At 64.2% G+C, this 16,450-nt stretch carries 19 protein-coding genes; 4 read left to right on the top strand and 15 right to left on the bottom strand.

Features of this window, described 5'->3' with window-relative positions; translation table 11 throughout:
• The first annotated feature begins 18 nt into the window (after positions 1-18).
• Positions 19-279: a hypothetical protein gene (locus FJ956_RS19710; RefSeq protein ID WP_140682559.1), complete on the top strand. Its 261-nt coding sequence runs from the start codon at positions 19-21 to the stop codon at positions 277-279.
• Positions 280-350: 71 nt separating this feature from the next.
• Here FJ956_RS19710 and FJ956_RS19705 read toward each other — a convergent pair whose 3' ends face one another.
• The 7 genes from FJ956_RS19705 to FJ956_RS19675 all read right to left on the bottom strand — a co-directional run bounded on the left by FJ956_RS19705 (position 351) and on the right by FJ956_RS19675 (position 5,128).
• Positions 351-653, bottom strand: coding sequence for a DUF883 family protein (locus FJ956_RS19705; protein WP_140682556.1), 303 nt, complete (start codon positions 651-653; stop codon positions 351-353).
• A 93-nt stretch (positions 654-746) separates the two neighbouring features.
• Positions 747-1,286 carry a MerR family transcriptional regulator gene (locus FJ956_RS19700; RefSeq protein WP_140682553.1) on the bottom strand — a complete coding sequence of 180 codons (540 nt, stop codon included), beginning with the start codon at positions 1,284-1,286 and terminating at the stop codon, positions 747-749.
• A gap of 132 nt (positions 1,287-1,418) precedes the next feature.
• Positions 1,419-1,742, bottom strand: coding sequence for an integration host factor subunit alpha (locus FJ956_RS19695; protein ID WP_023815657.1), 324 nt, complete (start codon positions 1,740-1,742; stop codon positions 1,419-1,421).
• 104 nt (positions 1,743-1,846) lie between these two features.
• Positions 1,847-2,818: a beta-ketoacyl-ACP synthase III gene (locus FJ956_RS19690; RefSeq protein ID WP_140682550.1), complete on the bottom strand. Its 972-nt coding sequence runs from the start codon at positions 2,816-2,818 to the stop codon at positions 1,847-1,849.
• A 9-nt stretch (positions 2,819-2,827) separates the two neighbouring features.
• Positions 2,828-3,895, bottom strand: coding sequence for a phosphate acyltransferase PlsX (plsX, locus tag FJ956_RS19685; protein WP_140682547.1), 1,068 nt, complete (start codon positions 3,893-3,895; stop codon positions 2,828-2,830).
• A 130-nt stretch (positions 3,896-4,025) separates the two neighbouring features.
• Positions 4,026-4,574: a DUF177 domain-containing protein gene (locus tag FJ956_RS19680; protein ID WP_140682544.1), complete on the bottom strand. Its 549-nt coding sequence runs from the start codon at positions 4,572-4,574 to the stop codon at positions 4,026-4,028.
• An 11-nt stretch (positions 4,575-4,585) separates the two neighbouring features.
• Entirely contained in the window at positions 4,586-5,128 is a 543-nt protein-coding gene (locus FJ956_RS19675) for a ubiquinol-cytochrome C chaperone family protein (RefSeq protein ID WP_140682541.1), read from the bottom strand.
• Positions 5,129-5,245: 117 nt separating this feature from the next.
• Between FJ956_RS19675 and FJ956_RS19670 the strand changes: the two genes are divergently transcribed.
• From FJ956_RS19670 to FJ956_RS19660, 3 genes are all read left to right on the top strand, one after another.
• Entirely contained in the window at positions 5,246-5,770 is a 525-nt protein-coding gene (locus FJ956_RS19670; RefSeq protein WP_140682538.1) for an outer membrane protein assembly factor BamE, read from the top strand.
• Between the two features lie 141 nt (positions 5,771-5,911).
• A complete protein-coding gene (locus tag FJ956_RS19665) occupies positions 5,912-6,457 on the top strand; it encodes a dTDP-4-dehydrorhamnose 3,5-epimerase family protein (RefSeq protein WP_246672193.1) in 546 nt (181 codons plus the stop codon).
• 1 nt (position 6,458) lies between these two features.
• Positions 6,459-7,448 carry a glycosyltransferase family 2 protein gene (locus tag FJ956_RS19660; protein ID WP_246672192.1) on the top strand — a complete coding sequence of 330 codons (990 nt, stop codon included), beginning with the start codon at positions 6,459-6,461 and terminating at the stop codon, positions 7,446-7,448.
• Between the two features lie 81 nt (positions 7,449-7,529).
• Here the strand turns inward: FJ956_RS19660 and FJ956_RS19655 are convergent, their stop codons facing one another.
• From FJ956_RS19655 to ribH, 8 genes are all read right to left on the bottom strand, one after another.
• A complete protein-coding gene (locus tag FJ956_RS19655; RefSeq protein ID WP_140682535.1) occupies positions 7,530-9,671 on the bottom strand; it encodes a sodium-translocating pyrophosphatase in 2,142 nt (713 codons plus the stop codon).
• A 255-nt stretch (positions 9,672-9,926) separates the two neighbouring features.
• Complete coding sequence (locus FJ956_RS19650) at positions 9,927-10,676, bottom strand: ABC transporter permease (protein WP_140682532.1); 750 nt, start codon at positions 10,674-10,676, stop codon at positions 9,927-9,929.
• Positions 10,673-11,611 carry an ABC transporter ATP-binding protein gene (locus FJ956_RS19645; protein ID WP_140682529.1) on the bottom strand — a complete coding sequence of 313 codons (939 nt, stop codon included), beginning with the start codon at positions 11,609-11,611 and terminating at the stop codon, positions 10,673-10,675. Before FJ956_RS19645 ends, FJ956_RS19650 begins: the two co-directional genes overlap by 4 nt.
• A complete protein-coding gene (locus tag FJ956_RS19640) occupies positions 11,608-12,774 on the bottom strand; it encodes an ABC transporter permease (RefSeq protein ID WP_140682526.1) in 1,167 nt (388 codons plus the stop codon). The genes FJ956_RS19645 and FJ956_RS19640 overlap by 4 nt, the downstream gene beginning before the upstream one ends.
• A 215-nt stretch (positions 12,775-12,989) precedes the next feature.
• Positions 12,990-13,901 carry an ABC transporter substrate-binding protein gene (locus FJ956_RS19630; protein ID WP_140681983.1) on the bottom strand — a complete coding sequence of 304 codons (912 nt, stop codon included), beginning with the start codon at positions 13,899-13,901 and terminating at the stop codon, positions 12,990-12,992.
• A 159-nt stretch (positions 13,902-14,060) separates the two neighbouring features.
• Positions 14,061-15,284, bottom strand: a complete 1,224-nt coding sequence (locus FJ956_RS19625) for an MFS transporter (protein ID WP_140681981.1) — start codon at positions 15,282-15,284, stop codon at positions 14,061-14,063.
• The gene (gene nusB, locus FJ956_RS19620) at positions 15,281-15,775 is read right to left on the bottom strand and encodes a transcription antitermination factor NusB (protein ID WP_140681979.1); all 495 of its coding nucleotides are present in this window, start codon (positions 15,773-15,775) and stop codon (positions 15,281-15,283) included. Before nusB ends, FJ956_RS19625 begins: the two co-directional genes overlap by 4 nt.
• Positions 15,772-16,266: a 6,7-dimethyl-8-ribityllumazine synthase gene (gene ribH / locus FJ956_RS19615; RefSeq protein ID WP_140681977.1), complete on the bottom strand. Its 495-nt coding sequence runs from the start codon at positions 16,264-16,266 to the stop codon at positions 15,772-15,774. Before ribH ends, nusB begins: the two co-directional genes overlap by 4 nt.
• Positions 16,267-16,450: the final 184 nt, after the last annotated feature.

Genomic DNA, 16,450 nt, shown 5'->3' with positions numbered 1-16,450 from the left:
ATGGAAGGAAATGCTCAAATGACCAACTTCAAGCGTATCACCCTCGCCGCGGCTCTCGTCTTTTCGGCTTTCGGCTCGGTCTCGGCTCCGGCTTTTGCGGGCACACATCCGACCGGCGACGGCGGCGCGGTCTGTAAGGGCCATGGCTCGTGCCTGGTGCTGCAGCTGGATTGCAAAGGCACCTATACCGATGCCACCGACAAAAACGGCACCGTCTACGGCAAGTGCAGCCAGGTCATGAAGGTCGATCCGAAGACGCGGCTCAAGCTCGCGAACTGATCGCCTGTAGCGGTATGGAAATGGCGGCCGTCGAGGACGGCCGCCATTTCTGTTTCAATCCCGTCGATCGATCAGCGCCGGCTGATAAGAAGGCCGGCAAGCAATCCGACCACGACCAGCCCGACGGCGGCGGCCGTCGCCGGATGATCGCGCGCCGTACGCTCGATCGCCTTGCCCCTGCGCCTTATTGCCGGCAGCGCCTCGTGGAGGCGATCGGCAAGTTGCGAATAGTAGTCGGACCCCGCGTCGCGGCCATCCTCGTAATGGGCGTCACCACGCCTGGCCAAAACCTTCTTGAGATCGTGCAATTGTCGCGAAAGCGCAGCGACCTGCCTGTCGATATCAAGGTCGGAGAGGGTCGAAAACGATGCCATGCTTGTTGTCCTTCTCTTCGAGAAGGCCTAACGCGCGGACGACGAGCCAGTTCCGGCAGGCCGAGCGCGCGGCATCAAGTCGATTGCGACCGTTCAACGAACCTGGTCGAGCAGGCGCTTGCATTCCAGCAAGTCGAACAGCGCCTCCTGCAGCAAGGCGCGATTGTCACGCGACAATTTTGAGGCGTCTGGTTGTACCGGACCTTCGTCGTCGCCCTTGCCGAGGCCGAAGAAACGCCGGCTGGGCTTCACCTTCGGCTGGCCGACCAGCGCGTCTTCGTCGCCACGCGGCTGCGCGGCCGCCGTCAGCGGCACCTGCTCGGCCTGACGGCGCTGGGCGATCGCCTCCACGGCGGCCATGTCGCCATTGCCGATGGCGACCAGGAAATGGTTGCCATTCTCGCGCAACAGCTTCTGCACGCCTTTGATCGTATAGCCCTGATCGTAGAGCATGTGCCTGATGCCCTTGATCAGCTCGACATCCTGCGGCCGGTAGTAGCGCCGGCCGCCGCCACGCTTCATCGGCTTGATCTGGGTGAAGCGCGTCTCCCAGAACCGCAGCACATGCTGCGGCAGATCGAGATCTTCCGCGACTTCGCTGATGGTGCGGAAAGCGTCGGGGCTCTTGTCCATGGGCCAATCCTCCACACTGGACCGCGATCCGGCTCATGATGCCGAATCGTGCCTTATTTCAGCGATTTATGAAACGATATTCAAGCCCGACGTCAAAATGGCCGGCGGTTTTCAACCGCATTCGCCAGCAAACTATTTGCCGCCCTTGCCCTTGCTGTTCTGATGCGAGCGCAGGATCCGGCTCTTGAGCACATTCGACGATTTGAATGTCATCACCCGGCGCGGCAGGATCGGCACTTCCTCGCCCGTCTTGGGGTTGCGGCCGATGCGCTCGTTCTTGGAACGGACATGGAAGGTGGCGAAGGACGACAGCTTCACCGTCTCGCCGCGGACGATTGCCTCGCAGATCTCATCGAGGACGGCCTCGACCAGCTCCGCCGATTCAGTTCGGGACAAGCCAACCTTCCGGTAAACGGCTTCAGCAAGGTCGGCACGCGTAAGTGTCTTTCCCCCCATGCGACCGTCCCATCTGCGAACAAAAACGTAAATCGATACAGGTAAAGGCAGAGCCTAAGTAATTGATCCGGCAAGGTCAAGAACCGAACCGGCGAGTTCGGCACTTACCAGCGGAGCAATACCGCGCCCCAGGTGAAACCTCCACCCATCGCCTCGAGAAGCACAAGGTCGCCCTTCTTGATGCGGCCGTCGGCGACCGCCACCGACAAAGCGAGCGGCACCGAGGCAGCCGAGGTGTTACCGTGTAAATCGACGGTGACCACCACTTTCTGCTCGGCAATCCCGAGCTTCTTGGCGGAAGCGTCAATAATCCGTTTATTGGCCTGATGCGGCACGAACCAGTCGAGGTCCTCGGCTGTTATGCCGGCCTCGCCGAAGGTCGCCTCGATGACATCGGTGATCATGCCGACGGCATGCTTGAACACTTCACGGCCTTCCATCCTCAGATGACCGACGGTTCCCGTGGTAGAAGGACCGCCGTCGACGAAGAGCTTGTCCTTGTGCACGCCATCGGAACGCAGGCTCGCCGCCAGCACGCCGCGATCGGTAATCGCGCCGGCTCCGCCTTCCGCTTCCAGAACCAGCGCGCCGGCGCCGTCGCCGAACAGCACGCAGGTCGAGCGGTCGTTCCAGTCGAGAATGCGCGAGAATGTTTCCGAACCGATCACCAGGACGCGTTTGGCCAGGCCGCCACGGATATAAAGGTCGGCGGTGGCGACCGCATAAACGAAACCCGAGCACACCGCCTGCATGTCGAAGGCAAAGCCGTGATGCATGCCGAGCTGGTTCTGGATTTCGACAGCGGTCGCCGGGAACGTGTTGTTGGGCGTCGAGGTCGCCAGGATGATGAGGTCGATATCGGCGGACGTCATGCCGGCGCTGTCCAGCGCCGCGCGCGCAGCCGCCTCGCCAAGCGAGGCTGTCGTCTCGTCGTCGGCCGCGACGTGGCGTTGGCGAATGCCGGTACGCTGGACGATCCACTCGTCCGAGGTTTCGACCATGCCTTCGAAGTCGGCATTCTTCATGATGCGGCGGGGCAGCGCGGCACCGTTGCCGCGCACGACTGATCTGATCAAGGCTCGTTCCTATTCCTCGGCGTCGGCGACGCCGGATTTCCTGTTTGCCTGCGCGGTCGGGTTGCGCGCATGGAACAGATCGAGGTCGGCCTCGATCCGGTCAAGCAGATTGTTGCGCACCATGTCGTAGCCGAGTTCGATGGCGGCCGCGAAGCCGTCCGAATCGGCGCCGCCATGGCTCTTCACCACGATGCCGTTCAATCCCAGGAAGACGCCGCCGTTGGAGCGCCCGACATCCATCTTCTCGCGCAGCCTGTCGAAGGCGCCCTTGGCGAAGACGTAGCCGATCTTGGCCATGAGCGTACGGCTCATAGCGGCGCGCAGATAGCCGGCGATCTGCCTTGCGGTGCCCTCGGCGGTCTTGAGCGCGATGTTGCCGGCAAAACCCTCGGTAACCACCACGTCGACCGTGCCCTTGCCGATATCGTCGCCCTCGACGAAGCCGCGATAATTCATCGAAGCCATGTTGGCCTCGCGCAGCATGCGGCCGGCTTCCTTGACCTCTTCCTGGCCCTTGATCTCCTCGACGCCGACATTGAGCAGGCCGACGCTCGGCCGCTCGATGCCGAACACCGAGCGCGCCATGCCGGTGCCCAGAATGGCGAAATCGATAAGCTGGTGCGCATCCGCGCCGATGGTGGCGCCGACATCGAGCACCACGCTTTCGCCGCGCGTCGTCGGCCAGAGCGCCGCGATCGCCGGGCGGTCGATGGTGGCCATGGTGCGCAGGCAGAATTTCGACATCGCCATCAGCGCGCCGGTGTTGCCGGCCGAGATGCAGGCCTGCGCGCCGCCGTTCTTGACCGCTTCGACAGCCTTCCACATCGACGACTTCCAGCGGCCATGGCGCAGCGCCTGGCTCGGCTTGTCGTCCATGCGCACCGCGATCTCGCAATGGACGAACTCGCTTATCTCGGCGAGTTTCGGGAACTTGGCGAGTTCGGGACGCACCACGTCCTCGCGGCCATAGATGACGAAGCGGATGTCAGGGCGGCGGATGGCGACCGTCATCAGCGCCGGGATGACCACGCTCGGTCCGTGATCGCCGCCCATGGCATCGATGGAAATCCTGATCACGTAGTGCTTTTCTCACGGGTTGCCTGGCTTGCGGCGGGCGCCTGCCAAGGTAAGGGGGCTCGCGAAGGTTCGGCGAAAATAGCGGTTTTGCGCCTGCGCACAACCAACTTTTCCAAAATCCGGACCACTCTCAGGATTTTCCGAGCAGCGAACGCAGCTTTTTCTGGAATTCGCTTTCTTCGGATTGATCGTCGCCGGCGACGTCGAGCGAGGCTCCCGGCTTGCGCGGATAGGGGTCGATCGCCAGGCCGAAAAACTGTTCGGCCAGCGCGCCGACATCGATGGTGTCGCCGGAAAATGTTTCCGGACTGTCCGGTCCGTCGGCGTCGAGGATCATCTCGCCGCCGCCCTCGAAACCCTCGCGCCCAAGCTTCGACTGCTCGGGCAGAAAGAGCGCCTCGACGGGCCCGTCGATATGCGCGGTCACCGGATCGAGCGTGACGATGCAGGCCTGCGTGATGTCGGCCTCGACGCGACCGGTGACCTTGACGCCATTGCGCCTCCAGGGGGCCACAAGCAGCTCCGCGCGATAGCTTTCGACCGAAAGCAGTTCGTATTCGGCGGCAAGCGCCTCACGCTGGCGCTCATCGGCCTCGACCAGGACAGGCAGGCCCTTTTGCGGCAGCCGCGCGACATTGGCGACAAAGGATACAGGACTGCGCAGTTCGGCGTCTTTCATCGCTGCCTCCTTCACGCGGCCCCGCCGGCCGGGAACGCGGCGGTGCCGGCGACGATCGATTCGGTCGGCTGCGCGGCAAGCTTCTGGCTAGCCTCGCAGACATAGTCCGCCAGCAATGGCGCCTGCGGCCAGGAACCGGCGTCCGGCCTGACGTTACGGGCGAGCGCCGCCGCAAGCGCCACCCGATCGTTTTCCCGGAGCGCGTCGTCATAAGCGGCTGTACGGCCGTAAAACATCTTTGCCAGCTTCTTCATGCGTTTGGGCACGCCGACATCGCTGATGCCAAGTTCGCGCAGCGAATGCTCGACATCGAGGAAGAACTCGTCGATCAGCACTTGTGCGACCTCGGCGGCCACACCTTGCTCGCCACGCAGCCGGTGCTGGACGAGATACATGTGCAGCGACAGCATCTCGAAGCGGCCGAGCGGCGTATCGGGCACATTCCAGTCGGAATAAAACACCGTTTGCCGCGCCGCCGCCACGATTTGTGCGTAGAGCGCGTCGGTGATAGCGCGGTTGGCATTGCGTTCGCGGCCAAAAAGGCGCTGGAACATTGAGGGCGGTCTCCCGGGGACCTGTTGTTTGATTTGGCCTTGTTGCATCGGCATGCAAGCTGGTTTACCGGTTTTGCGGCCCAGCGCAAGTTGCGGGGATGTGATGGAGAATTGTTGTTGGGTGCGCTGAAATTCAAGTCGTTCTTTGCGCCCGCCCCGGTGGGCGTGGCTTCGCTGCTGGTAGTGGTGTCAGCGCTTTCCGCCTGCAATTCGTCCAAGATGTTCGGCGATCTCCATCCGAGCGAGACGCTGACGAAAGGCTACGTCATCGACCAGCAGGCGATCGATTCGGTGCCGGTCGGGTCGAGCCGCGAGCAGGTGCTTTTGGCGCTGGGCACGCCGTCGACGACGGCGACCTTCGACAACGAGGCCTTCTACTACATCTCGCAAACGCGCAAGCGCTATGTCGCCTTCGACAATCCCCGCATCATCGACCAGCATGTGCTGGCGGTCTATTTCGGCGCCGACGGCCGCGTCACCCAGATCGCCAACTACGGCCTCAAGGACGGTAAGATCTTCGACTTCATCTCGAGGACGACGCCGACCGGCGGCAAGGACCAGAACTTCCTCAGCCAGATCATCAGCGGCGCCAGCAAGCTGGCGCCCGGCCTCCCTGGCGGCGGCAGCGGCGGTACGCCCTGAGTTCGCTCGCCCGGCAACCTGACTGAACGAAAGACCTCGATCGACGGTCTTTCATTGCCCACCGGCGACCGGCTGACTGCGCTTGCCTGTGCCCGCATAGCCACGTATGACGCTTCGGCGATTTCCGGGGGTGGGCTGGCTATGAGTAACAACGATCGTACCGTACCGCAGGGCTGGATGGCGACGGGCGCGCCTGACCGACAGACGGTGACGCCGGACTGGCTCGCCGTCGATGCGCCGCCGATCGAGGGCGTCGCATTCAAGGAAATCAGATCCGTCGCGACGTCCAACGGCTACCTGACCGAGATCTTTCGCGAGGAATGGGCTCTCGATCAATCGCCGGTCGGGCAAGTGTTTCAGCGCACCATGTATCCGGGCGCGGTGACGGGCTGGCATGCGCATGCAGCGACCCTCGACCGCCTGTTCTGTTGCGTCGGCAGCGTGCGGATATCGCTTTTCGACGGGCGCAAGGCCTCGCCCAGTTTCGGCACGGTCTGGCACAAGATCGTCGGCGCCTCGCGACCGGCAATCGTCACCATTCCGCCCGGTGTCTGGCACGGTGTCGTCGCCCTCGGACCGGAGACGGCGTTGCTGCTCAACCTCGTCGACAAGGCTTACGCCTATGATGCGCCCGACCATTGGCGCCTGCCGCCCGATACGGAACAAATCCCCTACAAGCTGGTGTAGTGTGGAACAGGCCGGTCTAGGCGCGCCAATCGGACCGATCGAACCGCTGGTCTCGATCGTAATAGCGACGCACAATCGTCCGGCGGTGCTGCATCAGGCGCTGAAGAGCCTCATTGGTCAGACTCTGCAGGACTGGGAAGCCATCGTCATTGGCGACGCGTGCCGCCCTGACACCGCGGCCACGATCGCCGCTTTCGGCGACGCCCGCATCTCCTATATCGATCTTCCGGTGAACTTCGGCGAGCAATCAGGGCCCAACAATATCGGCTTTGCCCGGGCCCGCGGCCGCTTCGTCGCCATCTTGAACCATGACGATCTGTGGTTTCCCGACCATCTGGCGTCCATGTGCGGCTGGATCGACGCCACCAACGCCGACGTGGTGATCGCCCGAGGTGCAGTCATCGAGTCGTCCGCGAGCAAAGGCTCCAGACATATGATCCTCGGGATGGGCCGGGACGGCTTCTATGACCCAGTCACCACAGTCGGATTCGGTTCCGCACAAATGATCCGGCGAGCGTCGCTGCCAAGGCTTGGGCCATGGCGCCCGGCCAGCCAGTGCGTTTGCGAGAGTTCCCAGGACTGGCTGTTCCGTGCCTGGCGCAAGGGTGCGGTGATTGCGACAATGCCTCATCTAACGGTGCTGATGCTGCATTCGGGCAAGCGCGAAGGCAGCTATGCGCGAGATACGGCGCGGGAGCAGGAAGAACTGATGGACGCGATGGATGCGCCAGACGCGTTGCGCGTCAGGATTCTCGGTAACGCCGAGGAACCTGCTCCCCTCAAGCGCTCCCGCTATCTCAAACGCTGGCTTCTGGCTGCGCTCGGCATGCATCCGCGGGCGCGTTCCTTCCGTCGCCAATATCGCCGCGGCGCGTTCATTGCCATGCTGCGCCGGACACGCGGCTTGCCGCCGATGCCCGAGCGAGAACCAGACGCCGACGAATTGATGGCCCGCTATCGCCGTAGCAGCGAAAGGCCGGAAGCCAGTTGAGTGCCCGGAATGCATGATGTCATGCCGAAACAGAAAGCCCGCAGGATCGCTCCCGCGGGCTTTGTACTGGAATAGCTGCAATCAGCCGTGCGCGAGCACGGCGAGCAGAAGCAGCGCGACGATGTTGGTGATCTTGATCGCCGGGTTGACGGCCGGGCCGGCGGTGTCCTTGTAGGGATCGCCGACGGTGTCGCCGGTGACCGATGCCTTGTGCGCCTCGGAGCCCTTCAGGTGCTTGACGCCGTCCTTGTCGGTGAAGCCGTCCTCGAACGACTTCTTGGCGTTGTCCCAGGCGCCGCCGCCTGAGGTCATCGAGATGGCGACGAAGAGGCCGTTGACGATGACGCCGAGCAGCGAGGCGCCGAGCGCCGCGAAGGCCGAGGCCTTGGAGCCCGAGATCAGCAGCACGCCGAAATAGACGACGAGCGGCGCCAGCACCGGCAGCAGCGACGGGATGATCATTTCCCGGATCGCCGCCCTGGTCAGGATGTCGACGGCGCGCGCGTAGTTCGGCTTCGAGGTGCCGGCCATGATGCCCTTGTCCTCGCGGAACTGCTTGCGCACTTCCTCGACGATGGAGCCCGCGGCGCGGCCGACGGCGGTCATCGCGATGCCGCCGAAGAGGTAGGGGATCAGGCCGCCGAAGATGAGGCCGGCGACGACATACGGATTGGAGAGGTCGAAGGAGACCTCGCCCATGCCCTGGAAGTAAGGATACTTGTCGCCATTGGCGGCAAAGAACTTCAGGTCGTTCGAATAGGCCGCGAACAGCACCAGCGCGCCGAGGCCGGCGGAGCCGATGGCATAGCCCTTGGTGACGGCCTTGGTGGTGTTGCCGACAGCATCGAGCGCGTCGGTGGAGTGGCGCACCTCCTTGGGCAGGCCGGCCATTTCGGCAATGCCGCCGGCGTTGTCGGTGACAGGGCCGAAGGCGTCGAGCGCCACGATCATGCCGGCAAGGCCGAGCATGGTGGTGACGGCGATCGCGGTGCCGAAGAGGCCGCCGAGCTGGTAGGTGGCGATGATGCCGCCGACGATGACGATGGCCGGCAGCGCGGTCGATTCCAGCGAGACCGCGAGGCCCTGGATGACGTTGGTGCCATGGCCGGTCACGGAAGCCTGGGCGATCGAGTTCACCGGGCGCTTGTTGGTGCCGGTATAGTATTCGGTGATCACCACGATGAGGCCGGTCACAGCCAAGCCGATCAGGCCGCAGATGAACAGGTTCTTGCCGGTGATGGCGATGCCGGCGACATTGCCGACCTCGCCCCAGCCGACGGTTACCGAAGTGGCGATGGCGAGACCGACGATCGACAACAGCCCGGTGACGATCAGGCCCTTGTAGAGGGCGCCCATGATCGAGCCGTTGGAACCCAGCTTGACGAAGAAGGTGCCGACGATCGAGGTCAGGATGCAGGCGCCGCAGATGGCGAGCGGATAGAGCATCGACGCACCCAGCACGGCGGTACCACCGAAGAAGATGGCGGCGAGCACCATGGTGGCGACGACGGTCACCGCATAGGTCTCGAACAGGTCGGCGGCCATGCCGGCACAGTCGCCGACATTGTCGCCGACATTGTCGGCGATGGTGGCCGGGTTGCGCGGATCGTCTTCCGGAATGCCGGCCTCGACCTTGCCGACGAGGTCGCCGCCTACGTCCGCACCCTTGGTGAAGATGCCGCCGCCGAGGCGGGCGAAGATCGAGATCAGCGAAGCGCCGAAGCCGAGCGAAACCAGCGAGTCGATGACGACGCGGTCATTCGGCTGCAGGCCCATCGGGCCGGTCAATATGGCGTAGTAGATCGAGACGCCGAGCAGCGCCAGACCCGCCACCAGCATGCCGGTGATGGCGCCCGACTTGAAGGCAATGTCGAGGCCGGCGGCAAGGCTGTTCGAAGCGGCTTGCGCAGTCCGCACATTGGCGCGCACCGAAACATGCATGCCGATGAAGCCGGCGGCGCCCGAGAGCACCGCGCCGATCAGGAAGCCGATAGCGGCGGTGATCGAAAGCAGCCACCAGGCAAGCAGGAGAACGACGATACCGACGACCGCGATGGTCGTGTACTGGCGCGCCAGATAGGCCTGGGCGCCTTCGCGGATGGCGGCGGAGATTTCCTGCATGCGCTGATTGCCCTGATCGGACGCAAGGACCGAACGTGTCGCCCAGATGGCGTACAGAACTGACAGCAAGCCGCAGGCGATGACGGCGGTAATGATGGTCATTGCCGGATTTTCCTCGATTGTTGGCCCAAAAGAACCCCTCCCTGGGCCGTTGGAACGGAGATGGACCCCGCGCACGGAATCCACCCCTTGGCTGGGGTGTATGCGAAACAAGGCTTGGAACGTCAAGATATTGTTCGGTTTTTGCCCGGCTTTCGCCCAAAAGAAGAGGGCAGGAATTGTTGTGCCAGTGCGGGCTTGGAATTAGATCGATTGAAATGACGCAGGGGCACATTCGCCAATCCGCAGACGTAGCGTTTATTCCGCCCCCTGCCCCATGCGCCGCGCGGCGTAGCGCTCAACCGCCGACAGGCCGTCATAGATCAGGACCGCAAGCGCGGCGACGATCAGGCCGCCCTGCAGCACGAAGGCAAGGTTGTTCGAGATCAGGCCGGCGATGATCACCTCGCCGAGCGTCTTGGCGGCAACGGTCGAGCCGATGGTCGCGGTGGCGAGGCTGATGACGACCGAGAGCCGGATGCCGCCGAGGATCACCGGGGCGCTCAGCGGCAGCTCGACCTTCATCAGCCTTTGCCAACCGGTCATGCCGGCGCCACGCGCCGCTTCCATGACGTTGCCGGGCAACGTGGTAAGCGCCGTCAGCGCGTTTTCGAAGATCGGCAGCAATCCGTAGAGGAAGAGCGCGATCAGCGTCGGCTTCTCGCCGAAACCGACGGCCGGCACGGCAAGCGCGAGCACCGCAACCGGCGGAAAGGTCTGGCCGATATTGACCAGGCTGCGCGACAAGGGCAGGAACTCGGCGCCGGCCGGCCTGGTGACCAGGATGGCGAGCGCCACCGCGACGACCGTCGCGGCCACCGTCGCGACCAGGACGATCCGCAGATGCTGCAGGGTCAGCGTCAGCAGGCTACCCTGGTTGTAGATCGCCGGCGCGCCATTCTCGGTCAGGGGCTTCAGCAGCGGCTCGAACCAGTTGGGGCTGGTGATGAAGACCACCAGTAGCAACAGGACGGCCAGCCTCAGCATCGCGGGCAGCCAGGCTTTCATTGCGGCCTCGCCGCGCGTTTCACCAAGCCTTCGACGGTGACGCGACCAATGAGCCTGCCGTCGGCGTCCTTCACCGGCAGCGCGGGGCGGCCCGACCACAACAGCTCGGCCAGCGCGTCGCGCTGCGTGGCCTCGCCTGGGATCGCCTCGCCTTCGGCGCCGCCCGGCTCCACGGCATCGCGCACAGGTCCCAGCGACAGCAGCCGGAACGGCCTTTCGCTGGCGCCGACCAGTGTCTCGACGAAATCGCTAGCTGGCCTCGCCAGGATTTCAGCCGGCTTGGCGTATTGCACCAGCTTGCCAGCATCCATCACGGCAATCTTGTCGCCCAGATGCACAGCCTCTTCCATGTCGTGGGTAACGAGGATGATGGTGGTGCCGAAACGCTTCTGGATCGCAAGCAAATCCTCTTGCGCCTTGGTGCGGATGATCGGGTCGAGCGCGCCGAAGGGCTCATCCATCAAAAGCACGTTGGGCTCGGCGGCTAAAGCGCGGGCGACGCCGACGCGCTGCTGCTGGCCGCCGGAAAGCTCGTGCGGGTAGCGCGGTCCATAGGCCTGGGGGTCGAGCTGGTAGAGTGTCATCAGCTCGTCGACACGCGCCTTGATGCGATCCCTGTCCCAGCCGAGCAGCAGCGGCACGGTGGCGATGTTCTGCGCCACCGTGCGATGCGGAAACAGGCCGTGCCCCTGGATGGCGTAGCCGATGCTGCGGCGCAGCTGATAACCGGGCACGGAGCGGTTGTCGGCGCCGTCGAGCTTGATGACGCCCGAGGTCGGCTCGACCAGCCGGTTGATCATCCTGAGCAGCGTCGTCTTGCCGGACCCTGATGTGCCGACAATGGTGGCGATGGTTCGGGGTTCGACGATCATCGAAACATTGTCGACCACCGTCGTCTGGTCATAGCGCTTGGTGATGCCTTCGATCTCGATCATGCCGTTTCAACTGCCCTGCGCCTGGTGGCGGCCATTTCGATGACCGCGTCGAGGATGATGGCCGCGGCAAAGGCCAGCGCCACGGTCGGCAGCGCGCCGAGCAGCACGAGGTCCATCGCCGTCTGGCCGACACCCTGGAAAACAAACACGCCGAAGCCGCCGCCGCCGATCAGCGCGGCGATGGTGGCGAGGCCGATATTCTGCACCAGCACGATACGAATGCCGGTCAGGATCACCGGAAAGGCGAGCGGGAACTCGACATCGAACAGGCGCTGGCGATCGGTCATGCCCATGCCGCGCGCGGCGTCGTTGGCGGCGCGTGGCACGCCGGCGAGTCCGACCACGGTGTTGGCCACCACCGGCAGCAGCGAATAGAGGAAGAGGGCGACAAAAGCCGGCGCGGTACCGATGCCCCTGATGCCGACCGCGGCGGCACCCGGCACGTGCAGGGCGACCCAGCCGAGCGGCGCGATCAGAAGGCCAAAGAGCGCGATCGACGGAATGGTCTGGATGATGTTGAGCACATTGAGGACGCCTGCCCGCAGTTTGTCGACGCGGTGGCAAAGGATGCCGAGCGGTATCCCGACCACTACCGCACCGGCCAGCGAGCCAAGCGCCAGCGTGACGTGCTTGGAAGCCTCGGCCCAGAAACTGTCGGCGCGGCCGGCGTATTCCTTGAGGATGGAAAGGCTGTCCCAGCTTCCCGAGATGAGCAGCACGGCGATGGCTAAAGCGGCAATGATCAGAACCCCTACGCGTGACCAGGGCGAAAGGTTCAGCCTGGTCAGCACATCGGCGAGGAGCAGAGTGAAGGCAAAGATCAGCAGCCAGAAACCGGACGCTGGGGCGACGCGGGCGAAGGTGTTGCCGGCCGGTGTCAGGAAACTGCCGGCGACACCGATGAGGACCGCGAGTGCGGCCAGCGCCACGATGCTGGCGGCCAGCCTGAGGATCAGCGGCGTCCTGAGCAAGGCAATGATGCCACCAACAATGACGATGGCGAGCAACAACATACCAAGCGTCGGCGGCAGCGCTTCGAGGATCGGGCGCGCCTGTCCGGGCACGATGCGGTTGGCGCGAAAGGTGGCGAACGGTGCGAGGAACGCGGCATAGGCCACGATCGCCGCGATCACGACGCCGAGCTTGTCGAAACGGAGGGTCATGAGGAGCGTTTGCGCGAGGCGCCCCCCTCTGTCCTGCCGGACATCTCCCCCACTTGGGGGGAGATCAGATGTCGCCCAGGCTTTCGCCAATCCCCAACGTGGCAAGAAGAGCGCCGGCGACGAAGCTGCCAATCTCCCCCCTTGTGGGGGAGATGTCCGGCAGGACAGAGGGGGGCGCCTCGCACCGGCGTCGCGTTTCTTCGACGCGCCTGCTGCTACTTCAGAAACCCGTTCTTCTTCAAAAAGTCCTCCGCCACGCCCTTGGCGGGCTCACCGCCCAGCTGCACGCGGCCGTTGAGCTCCTGCAGCGTGACGAGATCGAGCTTGGCGAAAACCGGCTTCAGCAGCGCCTCGATTTCGGGGTGTTGCTTCAGGACCTCCTCGCGGATGATGGGCGCGGGCTGATAGACGGGCTGCACAGCCTTGTCGTCCTCGAGCACGACGAGGCCTGAAGGCTGGATGCCGCCATCGGTACCATAGACCATGGCGGCGTTGGCGCCGTTGGTCTGGTTGGCGGCGGCTGCGATGGTCGCCGCGGTATCGCCACCGGAGAGCGTGATCAGCTGATCGGGCTTCAACGTGAAGCCGTAGGTCGTCTGGAAGGCCGGAAGCGCGGCGGCCGAATTGACGAACTCGGACGAAGCCGCGAGCACCACCTTGCCGCCGCCCGCGACGTATTTGCCGAAGTCCGAAAGCGTGACGAGCTTGTTCTCGTCGGCCACTTCCTTGCGCAGCGCGATCGCCCAGGTGTTGTTGGCCGGCGACGGCGACAGCCAGACGATCTTGTTGGCATCGTAGTCCAGCTTCTTGGCGGTTTCGTAAGCCTTGGCGGCGTCCTTCCAGACCGGATCATCGGCCTTCTGGAAGAAGAAGGCGGCATTGCCGGTGTATTCGGGATAGATGTCGATCTCGCCGGCGGTGATCGCCTTGCGCACCACCGGCGTCGCACCAAGCTGGATGCGGTCGGTCGTCTTGATGTTGTTGGCGTTGAGCACGAGCTGGATGATGTTGCCCAGCACCCCGCCTTCCGTGTCGATCTTCGAGGAGACGACCACCTGGGCGTTGGCCGAGGCGGTGGCAAGGCCGAGCGCGATGGCCGCTACGGCGAGCTTTCCGATTGAAAACATTGTGAAAATCCCTTGCTATGAACCGAGAACCCGGTGACCGCATATGAACACGGCTATAACGGCCAGTCGGGGTATACGGTTTCATAACTGGGGGGATCAGCGCAATATTTTTGTTCCCCGCGCGAGGCCGATCTCCGGCCAGGTCCCGACAGCGTAATGTCAGTTGGCGGCACGCAAGCCCCGCAGCTTGAGCGTGCCAAGCGCCAGGAAGCAGAGCGCGACGACCGGGAAGACGATCCAGTTCAGCATGGTCCAACCCCACGCATTGTAGATCGCACCCGACATCAGCGAGGAAAAGGCAACGGAGCCGAACAGAACAAAGTCGTGGAAACCCTGGACCTTGCTCTTCTCGGAAGGCCGATAGCTGGCGGCGACCATCGACGTGGCGCCGATGAAACCGAAATTCCAGCCCAGCCCGAGCAGGATCAGCGCCGTCCAGAACTGCCACAGCGCCAAGCCGGAAAGCGCCACGGCGCCGCAGCCGATCAGAAGGACAAGGCCAGTGGCGACGATGCGCTCGGCGCCGAAGCGATGGATCAGCGAACCGGTGAAGAAGCTCGGCCCGAACATGGCCATGACGTGCCAGGAAATGCCAAGCGTGGCATTGTCTTCCGACAGGCCGCAGCCGACCATGGCGAGCGGCGCGCCGGTCATGACGAAGCTCATCAGCGCGTAGCTGCCGACGGTGCAGAACAACGCGGCGACGAAACGCGGCTGGGTGACGATTTCGATCAGTGGGCGGGCATCGCTTGCGGTGGTTTCAGTGACGGCGTCCGTGCGGGAGGAAACCCGCAGGAACGACAAGACGAGCGCACCAACCGCCGCCAAGGGCAGGATCGAGACGAAGGACCCGGCAAACATCACCGGAGCCAGCAACTCGCGTGTGTAGATGACGATCTGCGGCCCGAGCACGGCGGTGATGATGCCGCCCGCCAGCACAAAGGAGATGGCGCGCGCCTTGAATTCGGGCGGCGCGTTGTCCGCGGCGGCGAAGCGGAACTGCTGGACGAAGGCGCCGCCGACACCGATGACGCAAAGGCCGAAGGCGAACAGCCAGAAGCTCGCCTGATAGAGCGCGAGCGTTGCGATCAGGCCGCCGAGCGCGGTGACGATCGTGCCGATCATGAAGCCGCCGCGATGGCCGAGGCGGCGGATGATGGCGGCGGCCGGCAAGGCGCCGAGCGCCACCCCAAGATTGAAGCCGGTGACCGGCGCCGTCGCCAGCGACTTGTCCGGGCCGAGCAAATATTGACCGGCAAGCGCGCCGAGCGAAATGGCGATCGGCGCGGCCGAACCGACGATCGCCTGCGCGGCGGCAAGCAGCACCGCGGTGCGACGTCCTTCCCTGCCGGTCTCGGCGACCGCGGCCGTTGCGGCTGTCACGAAGCGTCCTTGCCGCGCCCCTCGCCGCGTACCCGGCGCGAGACGCGATCGAGGACGGCGTTGACCAGCTTCGGCTCGTCTTCCTCGTAGAACGCCTTGGCGATGTCGACATATTCGGAGACGATGACGGCCACCGGCACATCCTCGCGCTTCATCAATTCATAGACGCCGGCGCGCAGAATGGCGCGCAGCGTCGAATCCAGCCGCGACAGCGGCCAATCCTCGGTCAGTGCCTGGCGGATGACGGGATCGATGGTCTTCTGGTTCTCGACGACGCCGGTCAGGATGGCGCGGAACCATTGCGCGTCGGCCTCGCGATAGAGCGCGCCATCGACCTCCTTGCCGAGGCGGAAGGTTTCGTATTCGGCCGTGATCTCGAAGACGCCGCTGCCGGACACGTCCATCTGATAGAGCGCCTGGACGGCGGCAAGACGGGCGGCGCCGCGCTTGTTGGCGTGGCGCACCGCTCCGGTCGAGGCGGGATCGCTCACGATTGGGCTCCGAGTTTCTCTTTGAGCGCGATCATGGTCAGCGCCGCACGCGCGGCGAAGCCGCCCTTGTCGCCTTCGGTCTTGCGCGCGCGCGCCCATGCCTGCGCGTCGTTCTCGGTGGTCAGAATGCCGTTGCCGATCGCGATCGCCTCCTGCACCGAAAGGTCCATCAGCGCGCGGCTCGATTCATTGGCGACGATGTCGAAATGATAGGTGTCGCCGCGGACGACGGTTCCTAGCGCGACAAAACCGTCGTAATGCGTGCCGCCTTCGGCCGCGCCATCGAGCGCGAAGGTGATGACAGCAGGTATTTCGAGCGAGCCAGGAACCGTGACGACGTCATAGGTGGCGCCAGCCTCGTCGAGCGCGCCGGTCGCACCTTCGAGCAGCGCGTCGGCGAGATCGTCGTGAAAGCGCGCTTCGACAATGAGCAGATGCGCCTTCGCCTTCGGGCGAATGAACGCTTTGCCGTGTTGGGATGTGCCTGCCATAAAAGTCTCCGGGGGGTTGCCGGTGACTTAGGCCGAAGCCAGGTTTATCGCAAGCGGAAGATTGGCGGGGGTGCCGCCTGGTCTATCGCATCTTTATCCGAGGCGGTGGAAGCGGACAGCCGGTACCCAGGCTTTCAGCCCAGACAAGAACGGCTTCATGATCCACCACACGGCCGGCATCCAC

The sequence above is a fragment of the Mesorhizobium sp. B2-4-3 genome (genome assembly GCF_006442815.1).
GTDB lineage: Bacteria > Pseudomonadota > Alphaproteobacteria > Rhizobiales > Rhizobiaceae > Mesorhizobium.
Note: the sequence above shows the minus strand (reverse complement) of the source record. Positions and strands in the feature narration are given on the sequence as shown.